Origin of the sequence: Bdellovibrio bacteriovorus, assembly GCF_002208115.1 — a bacterium.
Classification (GTDB): domain Bacteria; phylum Bdellovibrionota; class Bdellovibrionia; order Bdellovibrionales; family Bdellovibrionaceae; genus Bdellovibrio; species Bdellovibrio bacteriovorus_C.
Genome location: NZ_CP020946.1, coordinates 3,455,415 through 3,472,248, shown reverse-complemented (window position 1 = coordinate 3,472,248; position 16,834 = coordinate 3,455,415). Strand labels below are relative to the sequence as shown.

General features: G+C 50.3%; 16 protein-coding genes. 11 read left to right on the top strand and 5 right to left on the bottom strand.

Annotated features, from left to right (window positions below; translation table 11 throughout):
• Positions 1–44: 44 nt before the first annotated feature.
• Positions 45–1,061 carry an L-threonylcarbamoyladenylate synthase gene (locus B9G79_RS16600; protein ID WP_088566481.1) on the top strand — a complete coding sequence of 339 codons (1,017 nt, stop codon included), beginning with the start codon at positions 45–47 and terminating at the stop codon, positions 1,059–1,061.
• Here B9G79_RS16600 and B9G79_RS16595 read toward each other — a convergent pair.
• Positions 1,058–1,609: a hypothetical protein gene (locus B9G79_RS16595; protein ID WP_198298024.1), complete on the bottom strand. Its 552-nt coding sequence runs from the start codon at positions 1,607–1,609 to the stop codon at positions 1,058–1,060. The genes B9G79_RS16600 and B9G79_RS16595 overlap by 4 nt on opposite strands.
• 103 nt (positions 1,610–1,712) lie before the next feature.
• Here B9G79_RS16595 and B9G79_RS16590 point away from each other — a divergent pair, with 103 nt between their 5' ends.
• The 5 genes from B9G79_RS16590 to B9G79_RS18170 all read left to right on the top strand — a co-directional run bounded on the left by B9G79_RS16590 (position 1,713) and on the right by B9G79_RS18170 (position 5,092).
• Positions 1,713–2,588, top strand: coding sequence for a GNAT family N-acetyltransferase (locus B9G79_RS16590; RefSeq protein ID WP_088566480.1), 876 nt, complete (start codon positions 1,713–1,715; stop codon positions 2,586–2,588).
• Positions 2,552–3,388: a lysophospholipid acyltransferase family protein gene (locus B9G79_RS16585; RefSeq protein WP_232468834.1), complete on the top strand. Its 837-nt coding sequence runs from the start codon at positions 2,552–2,554 to the stop codon at positions 3,386–3,388. Before B9G79_RS16590 ends, B9G79_RS16585 begins: the two co-directional genes overlap by 37 nt.
• Before the next feature lie 32 nt (positions 3,389–3,420).
• Complete coding sequence (gene dinB, locus B9G79_RS16580) at positions 3,421–4,491, top strand: DNA polymerase IV (RefSeq protein WP_088566479.1); 1,071 nt, start codon at positions 3,421–3,423, stop codon at positions 4,489–4,491.
• Between the two features lie 213 nt (positions 4,492–4,704).
• Positions 4,705–4,875, top strand: a complete 171-nt coding sequence (locus B9G79_RS18175; RefSeq protein WP_157678803.1) for a hypothetical protein — start codon at positions 4,705–4,707, stop codon at positions 4,873–4,875.
• A gap of 67 nt (positions 4,876–4,942) precedes the next feature.
• Positions 4,943–5,092: a hypothetical protein gene (locus B9G79_RS18170; RefSeq protein ID WP_157678802.1), complete on the top strand. Its 150-nt coding sequence runs from the start codon at positions 4,943–4,945 to the stop codon at positions 5,090–5,092.
• Between the two features lie 27 nt (positions 5,093–5,119).
• Here the strand turns inward: B9G79_RS18170 and B9G79_RS16575 are convergent, their stop codons facing one another.
• Positions 5,120–5,479 carry an arsenate reductase family protein gene (locus tag B9G79_RS16575; RefSeq protein ID WP_088566478.1) on the bottom strand — a complete coding sequence of 120 codons (360 nt, stop codon included), beginning with the start codon at positions 5,477–5,479 and terminating at the stop codon, positions 5,120–5,122.
• Complete coding sequence (locus B9G79_RS16570) at positions 5,472–6,527, bottom strand: agmatinase family protein (RefSeq protein ID WP_088566477.1); 1,056 nt, start codon at positions 6,525–6,527, stop codon at positions 5,472–5,474. The genes B9G79_RS16575 and B9G79_RS16570 overlap by 8 nt, the downstream gene beginning before the upstream one ends.
• Before the next feature lie 154 nt (positions 6,528–6,681).
• Between B9G79_RS16570 and B9G79_RS16565 the strand changes: the two genes are divergently transcribed.
• The 5 genes from B9G79_RS16565 (at position 6,682) to B9G79_RS16545 (ending at position 12,135) form a co-directional block, all read left to right on the top strand.
• Positions 6,682–8,298, top strand: a complete 1,617-nt coding sequence (locus B9G79_RS16565) for a peptide-binding protein (RefSeq protein WP_232468833.1) — start codon at positions 6,682–6,684, stop codon at positions 8,296–8,298.
• A 52-nt stretch (positions 8,299–8,350) separates the two neighbouring features.
• A complete protein-coding gene (locus B9G79_RS16560) occupies positions 8,351–9,382 on the top strand; it encodes an ABC transporter permease subunit (RefSeq protein WP_232468832.1) in 1,032 nt (343 codons plus the stop codon).
• Positions 9,379–10,398, top strand: coding sequence for an ABC transporter permease subunit (locus B9G79_RS16555; RefSeq protein ID WP_088566475.1), 1,020 nt, complete (start codon positions 9,379–9,381; stop codon positions 10,396–10,398). The genes B9G79_RS16560 and B9G79_RS16555 overlap by 4 nt, the downstream gene beginning before the upstream one ends.
• A gap of 157 nt (positions 10,399–10,555) precedes the next feature.
• Entirely contained in the window at positions 10,556–11,149 is a 594-nt protein-coding gene (locus B9G79_RS16550) for a hypothetical protein (RefSeq protein ID WP_088566474.1), read from the top strand.
• A 107-nt stretch (positions 11,150–11,256) separates the two neighbouring features.
• Complete coding sequence (locus B9G79_RS16545; protein ID WP_088566473.1) at positions 11,257–12,135, top strand: hypothetical protein; 879 nt, start codon at positions 11,257–11,259, stop codon at positions 12,133–12,135.
• Positions 12,136–12,200: 65 nt separating this feature from the next.
• On the opposite strand, the gene speA is transcribed toward B9G79_RS16545, so the two are convergent.
• Complete coding sequence (gene speA, locus B9G79_RS16540) at positions 12,201–14,105, bottom strand: biosynthetic arginine decarboxylase (protein ID WP_088566472.1); 1,905 nt, start codon at positions 14,103–14,105, stop codon at positions 12,201–12,203.
• An 83-nt stretch (positions 14,106–14,188) separates the two neighbouring features.
• Positions 14,189–16,579 (bottom strand): leucine--tRNA ligase, encoded by a 2,391-nt coding sequence (gene leuS / locus B9G79_RS16535; protein WP_088566471.1) that lies wholly within the window; start codon positions 16,577–16,579, stop codon positions 14,189–14,191.
• Positions 16,580–16,834 lie beyond the last annotated feature (255 nt).

Sequence of the window (16,834 nt, the reverse complement as noted above, 5' to 3'; positions counted from 1 at the left end):
GGGAGTCCTTTTAATCCCGTCTGAGATGATGTACAAAAGTATCCATGATGACGCCGAACGAGGCCTTGGCCAAAGCCAAAATCATTCTGGAAGAAGGGGGAGTCATCGGCTTCCCCACTGAGACCGTTTACGGTCTGGCGGCCCGTATTGACATCCCTTCGGCCATCGAAAAGATCTTTACCACCAAAGAGCGTCCGTTTTTTGATCCTTTGATTGTGCATGTGGCGTCCATTGAACAAGCCAAGAAGGTCACGGCCTTCTGGGGCCCGGCGTCCCAGACCTTGGCTGAAGCTTTCTGGCCAGGTCCGTTGACTCTGGTTCTGCCAAGGGATCCTTCTGTAAATGCGATGATCACTTCGGGTCTTGAATCTGTGGGAATTCGTATGCCGAATCATCCGCTGGCGCTGGAACTGCTGCAGCAGGTGGGCGTTCCTTTGGCGGCACCCAGTGCGAACAAGTTCGGTCGCACTTCGCCGACGTCGGCTTCGCACGTGCGTGTGGAATTCAAAAATGAAAATGTTTTTGTGGTTGATGGTGGCGATTGTGAAATCGGCATCGAATCCACAGTGCTGCTGGTCCGTCACCGCCCGGAAGGTGTGGTGCTGTCCATTCTTCGTCGCGGGCATATTCTGAAGTCAGATCTGGCGCGTGTTCTGGAAGACAAGGGACTTAAGTACGAGTTCATCGAACAGGTGGACAAGCGTGAATCTCCGGGTCACATGAAACATCACTATATGCCGCCTGTCCCGATGGTGGTGTGTCTGGAGCCTTCCCGCAGCCCGGAAAGCGTGCTGAAGGAAGTGAATGAAAAGATCGGCGAACTGCCGGATGAGATTGAAAGTATCAAGATCATCAAACCCAAAGCGGGCATTCATTCCTGTGAAATCCTGAAGCTGTCTGAAGACCCTCTGCTGGCAACCCGTGAATTCTATGGTCACTTGCGTGAAGTGGCAGCGCGTGGAAAAGACTGCATCCTGTTCTATCGCGAACCCCATCAGACGGGCGAACGCTGGGAATCTCTGTTTGACCGCTTGAATAAAGCGGCCTCTTTGATTGTTTAGTTTTTATCAGCTGAACTGTTGCGGGACTTCTTCCAGATAAAATGAACCATGTTTGCCAGCAGCAGCAGTAAAGCCCCATACAACATGACGGTGTGATAGGTTCCGGGGTCGGTCGCAGTGTGCATGCCGTAATAATAGACGACGGTCTTCAGCAGGATCAAAGAGCGCATCATCATCCAGACATAGGAAAAAAGCTCTTTGAAGATCTTCTGATCCTGGGTGATTTTCTTTTCCGGCTTCTGAGGCTGCGTTGGATAGTTCCAGTTGTTTTGGCGATGATAGTCCACGATCACAGCGTTCCAGCCAGAGCGCAGATCTTCAAAGTTTATCGGCTCTGGGCAGCCTCGCAGGTACAGCGCCAGGCGCTCGGACGCATCTTTCAGCAGTAAATCTTTTGTTTCATGTGAATAGTATCCCGGACGATCTGGAGAAAGGTCCTGCGGAAGATTCTGAATGATCTCCTTCAGGTAGCTTTCAGCTTCCTTGTTTAATGATATTCCGGAAAGTGGTGTGCGAAACGCGGTGGCTTCCATAGATGACTTCTTCATATCACGGAGTTTCAAGATAACACCAACAATATCCTGTCGGAGTTCTGACAATCTTCACATTTAAAGCCCGCTACACTGAGGTTGATCTTAAGGGGGGCCTTCGATGATCAACTCACTGGCTTACGCAAGTCTTGAGCGTGTTTCCACGAATCTGCAGTCTTTCTATCAACTGCGTCTGAATCGTATTCATAAATTCAAAGCTAAAATACATATTCAGTCTGACGTCGGTCCTTTTGAAATCAAGACCGTCACGGATGTGGAAGAGCTGAAAGAGGCACTGACCCTGAGATACGAAGTCTTCCACCGCGAAATGCAGGGTAAAAGAAACCCGACAGGGGTGGACGTTGATGAATTCGACTTTGACTGCGACCATCTGATCATCAAGGAAAAACGCAGCAACCGCATCGTTGGCACTTATCGAATGAATTGTTCGTTGTTCACGGACGAGTTTTATTCCGGCAAAGAGTTCATGATGAACGGGATTCTGGCTCAGCCGGGTGTGAAGCTGGAGCTGGGCCGTGCCTGCATTCACAAGGATTTCCGCCGCGGGGTTTTGATCTCGCTTTTGTGGCGCGGAATTGCCGAATACATGGCGGCCTCAGATTCCAAGATGCTTTTTGGTTGCGCGACGGTGAAGACGGATGATCCCCGCGATGCGGCCCTGTTGACTCGGTACTTTGAAGAGGAAGGGCGTATTGTGCCGGGGCTTCGCACCCGACCGACGCTGGCCTACACGATGCCGATGCTGAATCACTTTTTAGAAGAAGTCCGAAGCCCTCTCACGGAGATTCAGAGAGCCCAGGCTGAGGAACTTCTTCCTCCTTTGTGCCGCGCCTATTTGAAAGCCGGCGCATATATCGGCGGGGAGCCGGCATGGGATCGTGAATTCCAGTGCATTGACTTCTTGACGATTCTTCATCGGGAAGATTTAAATAGGACCCTGTGGAAGCGATTCAAGCTGGACTCCGCGGAGTCCTAAAACTTACTGTCTTTGTTCTGATTATCCTGACATTCATGTTGTGGTCGTACGTCTGCCATTTGGTGGTGCGCGACCCGCAGAAAAGACTGCAGCGCTTTTCTAAAAACACGCGCTTTTTCTCGGGCCTGATTCTGAAGGTTTTCAATCTGGATCTGACTGTCATCAACAAACCTGCGGATGATCAGAAGTGTTTGATCGTTTCCAATCATATGGGCTTTGTTGATATTCTGATGCTGGCGTCCTGCAACCCGATGCTGTTTGTGACTTCCAATGAAATGCGCGAAACCCCGTTCCTGGGTCTTTTGACTGAGATGGGTGGTTGCATTTACGTTGAGCGCCGCAGTCGCACGAAGATCCTGGATGAAATGAAGTCCATCGTGAATGCCCTGCGTGCGGGATTCCGTGTGGTGCTTTATCCGGAAGCGACCTCCACCAATGGTGAACGTGTGTTGCCGTTTAAGAAAACCCTGATGATGGCGGCGGCGCAGGCCGGTGTGCCGATTCAGCCGGTGGTGATCAACTTCCGCGAAGTGAATGGTGAAGAGTTCAGCCTGAAATGGCGTGATCATCTTTGCTGGTATGGTGACATTCCCTTTGCGACCTCGATGTGGAAGTCTGCGGTTTTGAGGTCTGTAAAAGGTGAGATCGAGTTCCTGGAACCGATTTACTCGACCCCGGAAGATGACCGTGGTCTGATCGCCGACAAAGCCCACGCGGCGATCTCGGCCAAGTTCGTTCCGGTGAAAGGTCTTCCTGCCGAACCCCAGCCTCCAGCCGAGATGCAGGCAGATCCGACTTGATTTAGTCCCTCTGATATGTAAATAATGTGTAAATGAGGAAGATCATTCACATCGACATGGACTGCTTTTACGCGGCTGTGGAGGTGAAGTACCGTCCTGAGCTTAAGGGGAAGCCCTTGGGAATCGGCGGACCACCGAACACCCGCAGTGTGCTGTGCACCGCGAGCTATGAAGCCCGCAAGTTCGGCGTGCGTTCGGCGATGCCTTCTTCGCAAGCGGTACGTCTGTGCCCGCAGTTGGTTTTGATTCCTCCACATTTTGACTTATATAAAGCTGAAAGCCGCAAAGTCCGTGAAATCATGGAAAGATTCACGAACAAGATTGAGCCTTTGTCCCTGGATGAAGCCTATCTGGATGTGACGGAGTGTGAGCAGTTCGGTGGCAGTGCCACCTTGATTGCGCAGGAAATCCGTCGTTTGATCTTCACCGAACTGAACCTGACGGCGTCCGCCGGGGTGGCCCCGAACAAGTTTCTGGCCAAGATCGCCAGTGACTGGAAAAAGCCCAACGGGCAGTTCGTGGTCCGACCTCAGGATGTGGAAACTTTTGTGAAGGACCTGCCGGTTGAAAAGATCTTCGGAGTGGGCAAAGTCACCGCCCAGAAGATGCATGATCTGGGGCTTCGCACGTGTGGTGATATTCAGAAATACACCGTCCTTGAATTGTCGCATTGGTTTGGATCGCGCGCGGCGGAGCTTTATGATTTTTCCCGCGGCATAGATCATCGCGAAGTGATCACCGAGTGGGAGCGCAAATCGCTGACGGTGGAGGAAACTTACAACAGGGATCTTCCCACGTTGCAGGATTGTTTAAAGACGTTGCCGTCACTTTACGAGGACTTTGTGCGCCGGATGGATCGTGGTCAGTATCACGATCGCATCAAGGGTCTGGTGATCAAACTGAAGTTCTTCGATTTCAAACAAACCACGCATGAAGAAGTCATCAGCGAGCTTCCCATGTTGCAGGATTTTGAACGCCTGCTGGAAAAGGCCTGGAATCGCCGGGGTGTGCCGGTGCGCCTGGTGGGTCTGGGTGTTCGCTTGGGCACTCAAAAGAAATCTTCCTCGGAATCCGATTCTTCTCAGTTGAAGTTTGCCATTTAGTTGTAAATCACGGTTGGAAACAGGTGGTGCATTTTTTCTGGCATCACTGTTGCTTTAACAGTCCTTTGCCCACCAGCGGGGCCACAACGGCTTCGTTTGTTTTAAGAAAGGACACCACTATGAGAAAAATCGTATTTTCCGGCCTGCTCATAGCCACCTTGTTTCGTTATTCAGGCCTTCACCGTTAGGGCTTTACAGCAGGAGCTGTCGGGTTTGTCGCCGGCTCTGGCATTGATTCCTGGCTCTATGGCGGTCATCACGGTGATGATCGTGGTTTTGCACGTTCTGGTAAATGCAGAGGATCTGACTGAAGGTCAGTCCCTGCGTAAGTCTGTGGAAAAATGGCTGGTCAAGCTCGCTGATATGTTGAGAAACAAACGCTGAAAAAGGAATCCTCTCTATTTGCTCACTTTTCTTTATGAAAAGATGAAGTCAGCGATGGGAGGTATTTATGATAAGCCTGTCAGTCGTGATCTTGGTGTTGGCTTTGAGTTTCGGAGGACTCTATTTCATTCTTCGCAGTCGTAAAAACGGCTTCTTTGAAGAAGAGATCGGCAAGAAGCATCCTCCAGGATTTCGTCCACACCATCGAACAAAATAAAAAGGTCCCGCAAGGGACCTTTTTGCTTTAGAAAACTTTTTTCCATTCATCTTCTTTAAATCCGACCAGATGAGTGTCGTCGCCGATGACGAACGGACGCTTCACCAGCTTGCCGTTTTCAGAAAGAAGCTTGAGTGCTTCTGCTTCCGTCATGGAAGGAAGCTTTTCGCTTAATTTCATTTCCTTGTACATCACACCTGAGGTGTTAAACAGGTTGCGGATGCTGCCTCCACGCTCTTTCAGTGCAGAAAGCATTTCTTTCAGCTCTTTCTGAGAAGGGGCTTTGTCGACGATGGGAAGCTTGTCGTACTTGACCTTTTTCCCATCCAGAAACTTCAAAGCCTTTACGCAGGTGGAGCACTTCGCGTACTCGTAAACCTTAAGCATGGCTCTTCACCAGCCAGCCGCACATTTTATACAAAATGCGCGCGCCCACGTTGCCGTCCCATTCAACTTCCTCTTCAGAAAGGCCGCCGGTGGAAACTTCATTCAGGTCGAAAGCCACGATCTTGCGGCCGGAAGCATGAACTTCGCGGAACAGGAAGAAGACCTGATCCACGCTCAAGCCGCCCGGAACCGGAGTGCCGGTGTGGGGGCAGAAGGCCGGATCCAGACCGTCGATATCAAAAGAGATGTACACGTTCTGTGGAAGCTCTTTGATGATGTCTTTGCAGACTTGTTCCCAGGTTTCGCCTTTGAGCATGCGGCGTTTCAGTTCCAGGTCGTAGAAGGTCTTGATGTCTTCGCGGGAGTTGCTGAAGTCGTATTCTTCCTCGCAGAAGTCACGGATGCCAACCTGAACCAGCTTCTGAGGCTTTTTAGCATCAGTCATCACATTATACATAATGGAAGCGTGGGACTGCTTGAAGCCCTGATAAGCCGTGCGCAGATCCGCGTGAGCATCAATGTGTAGAACGCCGAACTCGCCTTTGTATTTGTCGCTGACGGCGCGAATGGCTCCCAGTGGGGTGGAGTGATCACCACCCACCAGACCCAGAAGCTTTCCTTTTTTCAGGACGTCAGAGCACTGGTCGTAAACCCATTGGGTCATCTCTTCGCAGGCTTCATTCACCTGAGCGGCCAGCTTGTTCATTTTGGCTTCGTCTTCGCTGAGGTTGGTTCGCATTCCGATCAGCTCCTGAGCCACAGCCTTGAACTTGTCGTTCATGTTGCACAGGTCTTCCGGGAAGTCGCGCATGTGGTAGCCGACTTCGTAGGCTTTGCCCACTTCAATGTCAAAAAGGTCAATCTGTTCACTGGCTTGGCGGATGATCTGAGGCCCGCGGGAGGCGCCTTCACCGTAAGAGGTTGTGACTTCCCAGGGAACAGGTACAAGAACGACCTTGGACTCTTCTTCTGTCATGGGAATTCCGAAGATTCCGAACTCTGCAGAAATGGTGGTCGTCGGGTCGAATTTCACAGTCTTTTCAGACATTTTTTACTCCTTAAATTAGCCCCCATGGTATAGCATTTAAGCGCGGCGTCAATCGAGCAATAACTTGATTATTTTTGTCGCATAACCCATTTTAACCCAACTTTGGGAACCACTTAAATTCCCAGCGAAATTCTTTGGAGGAAACACAATGAATATGAAGGGACTCCTGGCTCTTGCACTGAGCTCAGCTTTGACAGCTCCCGCTTTTGCAGCCGCACCAAATGCGAATGCACCAAAAGGCGGAAATTTCGTAAACAATCTTGGCGGTGAACCACCAACAGTTCATCCGATCACAAGCACTGACGTGTACGGTTCCAACGTACAAGCGATGGTGTGTGAAGGTCTTCTGTCTCGTGATTCTGAGACTTATGACTGGAAACCTCGTTTGGCTGAGAAGTGGGAAGTCTCCAAAGACAACAAAACTTTCACTTTCTTCCTTCGTAAAAATGCAGTCTTCCATGACGGCAAGCCGGTAACAGCTGAAGACGTTAAATTCTCCTTCGACGCGATCTTCGAGCCAAAATATGAAGCGGCTCACCTTCGTCCATACTATGAAGGTCTTTCCAAAGTTGAAGTGGTTGATGCTCACACTGTGAAATTCACCGCTAAAGACATGTACTTCAAAAACTTCGAATCCGCTGCGGGTTTGACCATCATCCCTAAGCACATCTACGGCGATGTTGAAAAATCCAAAAAAATGAACCGTCAGTTGATCTGCACGGGCGCATACTCCATGTCCAAATTCGACCGTGGTCAAATGATCCAGTTGAAGAAATTCGACAAATGGTGGGGTCTGAACGAGCCATTGTACAAAGGCGCTTACAACTTCGACACTGTGACTCTTCGTTTCTACAAAGACGAAAACGTTCAGCTTGAGCGCGCTAAAAAAGGTGAGCTTGATTACCTTGACCTGCGTATCGAATCCTTCATGAAAAAAACTGAAGGCGCTCCTTGGGGCAAAACTGTTCTTAAACACAAAGTTGCCAACAGCGCTCCTAAGTCTTACGGCTTCGTGGGCTGGAACTTCCGCAAAGAATTGTTCCAGGACAAAAACGTACGTGTGGCTTTGGCTCACCTGTTGAACCGCGAAGAGATGAACAAAAAGTTCCGTTACGGCATGTCTGACCTTGCCAACGGTGCGGTTTACATCAAATCCGAATACAACCCAGGCAACAAAGCTTTGGAATTCAATCCGAAGAAAGCTCAGGAATTGCTGGCTAAAGCCGGTTGGGCTGACGCTGACAAAAACGGTGTTCTAGAGAAAACCGTTAACGGCAAGAAATCTGAGTTCAAGTTCACTTTGATCTACCCTAATAAAGACGTAGAGAAATATTGGACTATGTACCGTGAAGACCTGAAAAAAGCGGGTATCGACATGGAACTTAAGTATCTTGAGTGGAACTCCTTCCTGAAGCTGGTTGACGAAGGTAACTTCGACGCTGTGACTATGGCTTGGGGTGGTGGTTCTGTTGATCCGGATCCAAAACAAATCTGGCACTCTTCCGGTGCGATCCCAGGTGGTTCTAACTTCATCGGTTACAAAAACCCTGAAGTGGACAAGCTGATCGACGAAGCTCGCGTTGAGCCGAATAAAGCTAAACGTGTTGTTAAGTTGAAAGAAGTTTACAGAAGAATCGCTGAAGACGCTCCATACGCGTTCCTGTTCAACGACAAGTACGTATTCTATGCAAATTCTTCACGCATGGGCACTCCTGCAGAGACATTTAAGTACGAAATTGGTACAGACTACTGGTGGATGAAGCCTCAATAGGCTTCTTCCTCTGAGTTGTTCATCTGTCTCTTATTAGTTTGGGAGTAGGGCTTTGATCGTCTACCTGATTCGCCGATTACTACTGATGATCCCGACATTCTTCGGGATCACCATCATGACTTTCGTTCTTATCAATTTGGCTCCGGGCAGCCCCATTGAGCAGAAGCTGCAGGCAATTCGCTTCGGCTCTGCTGGTGGAGCTGGCGGTGGCGCTGCTGGCGTTAACAGTCGCGGTGATTCCGCGGTTAACGAAGAAGTGATTGAGGCCTTGAAGAAACAATACGGTTTCGACAAGCCTTTGCATGAACGTTACATCATCTGGCTTAAAAATTTGTCCCGTCTGGATTTCGGTGAAAGCTTCACCTACCAGGAACCGGTCATTGATGTGATCAAAAGTAAGTTCCCGGTGTCTTTGCAGTTCGGTATCGCCTCTTTGATCCTGACTTATTTGGTGTGTATCCCTCTCGGTGTTCGCAAGGCCATCAAGGCTGGCGGCGCCTTTGACCGTATCACCACTATTATTCTGAATCTGACGTATTCGATTCCACCGTTGGTATTGGGTATCTTCCTGATCGTTGTGTTCGCCGGGAAACTGAACATGTTCCCACTGGGCGGTTTGCACTCGGACGATTATGAAGTTCTGACCACCTGGGGCAAGATCGTGGACCGTGCACACCACTTCGTGCTGCCGTTGATCTGTTACATGATCGGTGGTTTCACGGAGCTTTCCACTCTGATGCGAAATTCCATGCTGGATGTTGTGAAGTCGGACTTTGTTCGTACGGCACGCGCCAAGGGTCTTTCTGACAACGTGGTTATCTTCAAACATGCTCTTCGCAATGCTTTGATTCCGATCGCAACCGGTTTGGGCGGCTTCTTCGGAGCTTTCCTGGCGGGTTCTTTGATCATCGAACAGATGTTCAACTTGGACGGTATCGGTTTGCTGGGCTATCAGTCCATCATGGCACGTGACTATAACGTGATCATGGGTCTGACCTTCATTTCGTCTTTGCTTTTGATGTTCGGACGTATTTTCTCTGACATCATTTATGTTCTTATTGATCCAAGGATTGACTTCAAATGATCGAAAAATATCTTATTCGCAATGAATTGACGCTGAAGAGATATAAGCGATTTAAGCGCGATCGTGTCGCTGTTGTCTCTGTTTGGATTCTTTTGGCTATGTTCTTCGTGAGCTTCACGGCGGAACTTTGGGCCAACAATCACCCACATGTGATGAGCTACAATGGGAAATTGTTCTTCCCGTTGTTCAAGGATTATCACCCAACTGCCTTCGGCCGTGATGACATCTATGTGATGGATTATCGTGAGCTGGAAATGAAAGAGGGCGACTGGGCGGTATGGCCGATCATTCAGTGGGACCCATATGAAAGCAATAAAACCGTTGAAACCTATCCATCTCCTCCTACCAAAGTAAACTGGTTGGGTACGGATGAGAGCGGTCGTGACGTGATGACGCGTCTGTTGTACGGATTCCGTTACACGATGTTGTTCGCGATTGGTTCATGGCTTGCGACTTATGCGATTGGTATCACCATGGGTGCTATCATGGGTTACATGGGTGGTAAGACCGACTTGGTTGGTCAGCGTCTGGTTGAGATCGTGGAAAGCACCCCGATTCTGATCGTTCTTTTGACGATCATCTCTATCTTTACTCCAAGCTTGCCGTTGTTGATCGGGTTCTTTGCGATCTTCAGCTGGACCGGGATCTCTGCTTATATGCGTGCCCAGTTCCTGTCTTTGAGAAAGCGTGAGTACGTTGAGGCAGCTAAAGCCATTGGTGCGGATCACACCCGTATTATCGGTAAGCACATCCTGCCGAACGGTCTGACTCCGATTGTGACCTTTGCGCCGTTCTTTATCGCAGGTGGCGTGAATACGTTGTCCTTCCTGGATTACCTGGGCTTGGGTCTTCGTCCGCCGACTCCTTCTTGGGGTGAGTTGCTGGCTCAGGCTCAAAAATGGTTCACGATTGCAGAGTGGATAGTTTGGGGCCCGATGGTGGCTCTGGTTCTGACTCTGACCCTGTTGATCAACATCGGTCTTGCAGTCCGCGACGCCTTCGACTCCAAAATGTAAATAAAAAACAGGTGGCTTAAGGCCACCTTTTTTTATCCCCAAAAAGGTGCCTGGTGACTTTTTACACCTACACCGCATCATTCTTTCTGTCTTTAAAGTTGATACCCCTTTCTTCCGCCGATATGGTCCAAACAACCAATCTATTTCCGGGGGAATCATGAAGTTTTTCGTGTGCATTCTAGTCTCTGTTTTTGGTCTGTCTGTTCAGGCGCAGGTTCTGGGTAAAATCAAAGGTTCTGGCGAAATGACGGCGAAGTACTTCCGTTTGGATGGCTCGGCTGATGTTCGCAATGTAAAGTGCACGGTCGCTTTGAATCTGGATCAAACGGCCGACGTGGTTGAGCTTGGTTTTTCTTTCTATGAGTGTGAACAACTGGGTGGTTGGAATGATCTGCCAGTGTCCTTGAAAATTGATGGCAACAAGCTGGTAAATTCCAAAGGCATCGAGCAGGGGCGTATTTATGCGGACGGCACTATTGAGTTCACAAGTCTTTCCCGCTCTCAGGTGACTTATCATGACGAGAAGTACGATGGCTTCTGCCGTCTGTATTCCATGGATAAAAAGACCCTGAATCTGGACACCGTGATCAAATACACGTTTGTGAAAACAGCGACAGGTTACCAGATGAACCGCGAGGTTTCTGAAGACCGCCTGGCCTATAAGTCCCGCCGTGATTATCCACGCTGCCCAGCGGTTGTGATCCCGACGGCGGTAAAAATGACCTCCAGTCTCAATGCGGGTCTAAAGTAATATATCAGTTCGAGATTCTTTTCATTATTGAGGGGCTTGCATAGTCCCTCAATACTTTCCCCCTAATCTGATCCCATCAGGCGCACTTGTTTGTGCGGGGGGATCTTATGATGTCCAAACGGATGTACGCGGGAATCTGGGTATTGTTTCTGGCTCTGATACTGAGCTCTTGTAAGACGCCGGTGTCTTTCACTGAGGAATTCAGTTCCAAAACCTCTGAAGAAACCACCACAACGGACGCTTCCCCCAGTGACGACAGTGCTGATGATTCCGCCGATGATTCCGAAACTGTGCCGGATTCTGAAGTCGTGGGCGAAGTCTGCGACCAACTGGATTCCGATTCTCACAACGCCTCTCAGGGCGATATCATGCAGGATCCTTTCTTGAACATATCTTTTGCTTCCGGCAAGGGCCTTGTTTTGCCCCAGGGTCCTTGTGTAAAGCGCACGGTGAAAGAGGACTCGGATGTTCGCCGCGAGATTTTGTATGAATACTCGTGTCGCGAAGTCAAAGGCGTCGTGAATTTGATCAGCACCCGGGAAGAAGAAAACGGCGCGGTGGTATCTGTGATCGACACCGATGTTGATGTCTATGGTAAGGCGGGACTGATTCGAAACGTTCAGTCCACTCATACGCACACACGTCTTGGCAGTGGGGCAATTCAGATTGATCGTGAGTTCGAGGAGACTTCGACGGTGGAGGGTGTTCAGCATCAGATCACCGGGGTTTCCTTTTATGACTTTATCCCCGATGAAGATGCCGCCAAAGGAGCGGGCTTTGTTCAGATCAGCGGAAACGTCAGTCACCTTAAGGGTGGCGTGACCCAGAATGTGTACAGTGTGTCTTCGGATGGTTTGCATCGCGGGGTTTGCGGGTTTGATGACGGCATAGTGACGATGAGATCCTCGGAAAAGATCACGACGGTGACTTACTCTGGCTGTGGCAAGCCTGCGATCACTCAGGCTGACGCAGAAGTGGTTGAATAAAAAAAGCGGCGAATTTTCATCCGCCGCTTTGAAGTTTGCTAAAAAAGAACCAGGAACCTTTTTGGTTACTCGGCTTCTTCCAGGTAGGTGTAACCGGAAAGACCTTCTTCGTAGTGCTTGATCAGAAGCTTGGCTTCTTGTTTTGTGATCGAGCCCTTCTGGATGGATTCCTCTGTTGCCTGACGAACGCTGTCGACCATTTCAGAGCGGCCGTACTGAACGTAAGACAGAACTTCAGTCACCGTGTCACCTGGAACGTAATGGTCAATAGTGTAACCCACGCCGTTCAAAGAGATGTGAACCGCATCCGTGTCCCCAAACAGATTGTGCAAATCGCCCAGGATCTCTTGGTAGGCACCGGTCAGGAACACGCCCAGATAGTACTGCTGGCCATCAGTGAACTGATGCAAGCGGATGGTTTCTTTCGGTTCGCCGGAAGCCGTGTCGATGAATTTTTCAATCACACCGTCAGAGTCACAAGTCAGATCCGCCAAAGTCGCTTCACGTTTAGGCTCTTCGCCCAGACGGTGAATTGGGATCACCGGGAACAACTGACCCACCGCCCATGAATCCGGTACAGACTGGAACACAGAGAAGTTGGAGAAGTAAGTGTCGCACAGTTCCTTACCCAGAGCTGCCACGATGTCTTCACAATCCGGAGTCGCGCGCGCCAGTTTGATCATCTTGGTTGCGATCGCAAAGTACATGGATTCACACCATGCACGTTGTTCAAGGCTCAAGACGCCGTAAGTGAACAATTGCAGAGTTTCCTGTTTGGCCTGTTCCAGGTCATTGAAGCACTCGTTGATATTGTCTTTGTTCACCTTTTCAAAGATGTACTGCATGTCCTGCATGATGGAATGATCCGTTTTCGTCGCTGGACGAGGCGGCTCGTGGCGGTGAAGGTCGTTCACGCCCATCACGTTGAACACCAAAACCGAGTGGTGAGCCACCAGGAAGCGGCCGGACTCAGTCACGATGTTTGGATGTGGAATGCCTTTTTCATCACACAGGGTCTGAAGTACAGACACGATGTCATTGGCGTATTCCTGCTCAGAATAGTTCACAGAGCTGTCAGAGTGGCCGGAACCGTCATAGTCAACGCCCAGGCCGCCGCCCACGTCGATGTACTTCAGGCCTGCGCCCATTTTGTACAGCTCGGTGTAGAAGCGTGCGCCCTCTTTCAAAGAGGACTTGATGGACTGGATCTGAGGAACCTGAGAACCGATGTGGTAGTGCAGAAGTTCCAGGCAATCCAGCATGCCTTCGCTTTTCAGGAATTCAACGCCTTCCACGATTTCAGTGGAAGTCAGACCGAACTTGGAGCGGGCGCCAGAGGAGTCAACCCACTTGCCGGCACCTTGGGTGTTCAGCTTCGCACGGAAGCCGATTTTTGGACGGGCGTTGAACTTTTTCGCCACATCCACGATCATTTTCAATTCTTCTTTACGATCCACCACGATGATGGTGTTGCGGCCCAGTTTCTGGGACAGGATCGCTGTTTCGATGTATTCCCAGTCTTTGAAACCGTTGCAGATGATAAGTGCATCTGGAGTGTTCATCAAAGCCAGAACCACCAGAAGCTCAGGTTTGGAACCTGCTTCAAGACCCATGGAATAGTCTTTACCGTATTTCACCAGCTCCTGAACCAGGTGACGCTGTTGGTTTACCTTGATCGGGTAAACGCCACGATACTGGCCTTTGTAGCCATGATCAGCAAATGCTTTTTGGAAGCAGCCGTTCAAAAGCTCCACGCGGGATTTAATAATTTCCGGAAAACGAATCATGATGGGAACGCGGATACCGCGGTCCAAAAGATCTTGGGTCAGCTCATGCAGATCCACTGTCGGACCCGCGGCGCCCATCGGAGTGACAGCAACATTGCCTGCGCTGTTAATTCTGAAATAACCGTTGCCCCAGTTGTTGATCCCATAAAGCTCAGCGCTTTTTTCAGGACTCCAATTAGACATCTCTTCTGGCCCTCACGACTAGGGGGCCCGGATAAAGGACCCCATGTTGTTTTTCAGGGGTCCTTTTCGGTAAAAGAACCCAGTTATTTAACGATCAAGTTCAAAATTTTGCCGGCTTTGTAAATCACCTTGTCGGGATTCTTGTCGCCAAGCACAGCTGCCACTTGTGGAACGGCTTTCGCCGCCGCGACCGCTTCCTGTTCGGAAGCCGCCACGCCCAACTCGATCGTGCCGCGCATTTTTCCATTCACTTGCACGCCGATTGTCACAGTGTCGTCAGCGCACAGGGTGTTATCATATTTTGGCCAAGGAGCCAAAGAGCAAAGTCCCTGTCCGCCCATTTTTTCCCACAATTCTTCAGCCAAATGCGGGGCAAACGGAGCCAGAATCTGTACCAGCGGTTTCAGAGCCAAAACAGAGCGGCACTCCGCGCGGTAAAGTTCGTTCACCAGAATCATCATGGCGCTGATCGCCGTGTTAAAGCTCATGGACTCGATGTCCTCTGTGACTTTTTTGATGGTTTTGTGAACTAATTTCTCGATCTCCAAAGTCAAAGCGGCATCGGTCGCCACATATTTGCCGTCATCGCTGACAACAAGGCGGCCGATGCGATCCAGGAAGCGTTTTACGCCGTCAATACCGGTCGGAGACCAGGCCTTGTCTTTATCCAAAGGCCCCATAAAGCTGACGAAAGTTCGAACAGCATCTGAACCGTGTGTCTGGCCGATTTCCTGAGCTGGGATCACGTTGCCACGGGATTTGGACATTTTTTCACCGTCGGGTCCCAAAACCATGCCCTGGTGGGCCAGTTTTTGGAATGGTTCATCATGGGTCACAAGACCGCAATCAAAAAGAACCTTCATCCAGAAGCGGGAATACAGCAAGTGACCGACAGTGTGTTCAGGACCGCCCACGTACAGATCCACTGGCATCCAGTACTTTTCAGCTTCCGCACTGAACGGAGCTGCATCATTGTTTGGATCGATATAGCGCAGGAAGTACCAGGAAGATCCGGCAGCTCCCGGCATGGTGTCGGTTTCGCGTCGGCCTTCTTTGTTGCCGTCCATGTACTTCACCCATTCCGCGTTGCGGGCCAGTGGAGCTTCTCCGGTGTCGGCGGGTTCATAGTCCGCCACTTCCGGCAATACGACAGGAAGCTCGTTCACGGGAACGCCGCGGGAACCGTCGGCAAAGTGTACGATCGGGAACGGCTCGCCCCAATAGCGCTGACGGCTGAACAGCCAGTCGCGCAGCTTGTACTGAACTTCGCGAACGCCCAATTTGTTTTCTTCCAGATAAGCCAGCATTTTTTTGATGGCGTCGGCTTTATTCAGGCCGTTCAGGAATTCAGAGTTGATCATGACGCTGTCGCCTTCAAATGGCAGTTGGTCACTTTCAAGCACGGTTTTAATTGGAATGTTGAATTTGGTCGCAAACTCGAAGTCACGCGCATCGTGACCAGGAACGGCCATGATTGCACCGGTGCCGTAATCCATCAGGACATAGTCGGCAATCCAGATCTCGATCTTTTCGCCCGTGATCGGGTGGATGGCGTGAGCCCCCGTGAAGACGCCGGTTTTTTCAGTCGTCGCCTTGCGGTCGACTTCTGATTTTTTCGCCGTGGCGGCAATGTATTCTTCCACCGCCGTGTGCTGCGGCTGGGAGGTGATCTTTTTGACCAGCGGATTTTCCGGAGCCATCACCATGAAGGTCACACCGTACAATGTGTCCGGACGAGTGGTGAAGACTTCAAAGCTGTCCTGTTCGCCATGAACCTGGAAGGTGACGCGCGCGCCTTCGGACTTTCCAATCCAGTTGCGCTGCGCCTCTTTGGTTCTTTCCGGCCAGTCGACTTTGTCCAGGTCATTCAACAGGCGTTCGGCATAGTCGGTGATTTTAAGCATCCACTGTTTCATCGGCACGCGGATGACCGGGTGACCGCCGCGCTCTGATTTTCCGTCGATGACTTCGTCATTGGCCAGAACGGTTTTCAAAGCCGGGCACCAGTTGACCGGAACTTCCTTCTGGTAAGCCAGGCCGCGCTCATACAGTTTCAGGAAAATGAACTGAGTCCATTTGTAGTAGTTAGGCTCACAAGTGGAGATTTCGCGGCTCCAGTCAAAGCTGAACCCAAAGGACTGCAGAGTTGTGCGGAAGCTTTCGATTGCTTTTTTGGTCGTGATGGCAGGATGGATCCCGGTCTGGATGGCAAACTGCTCAGCCGGCAGACCAAAGGCATCGTATCCCATCGGGTGAAGAACGTTGAACCCCTTGGCGCGTTTGTAACGGGAAATGATATCGGCCGGAGTGTAAGAGGCCATATGCCCAACATGCAAACCGGAGCCCGATGGATAGGGGAACATATCCAGCGCATAATATTTTGGTTTCACACTGTTTGTCTCAGCCTGAAACGCCTTGGCGTCCGCCCACTTTTTCTGCCATTTTTTCTCGTACTCGGTGAAGTTCAAACTCATAAAAACATCCTTCAAAATTCAAAGAAAAACACCACAACCATAAATAGCCAAAATCCCCAGACAATTCAACGAATAAGACCCCCTTAGCGCCCACATCAGACCCTTCCACAAAACACAGAAAATGTAAGAAAGTCTCCCCCGCCCAAAGTCCACAAAATCCCGAATGCCATCCACATTGTTTTAGATTCCCAATACTTCGCGCACGGGCGCACCAACAAGGTCCTGATCGAGGAAGGAGGGCTGGGGGGCTGGGTT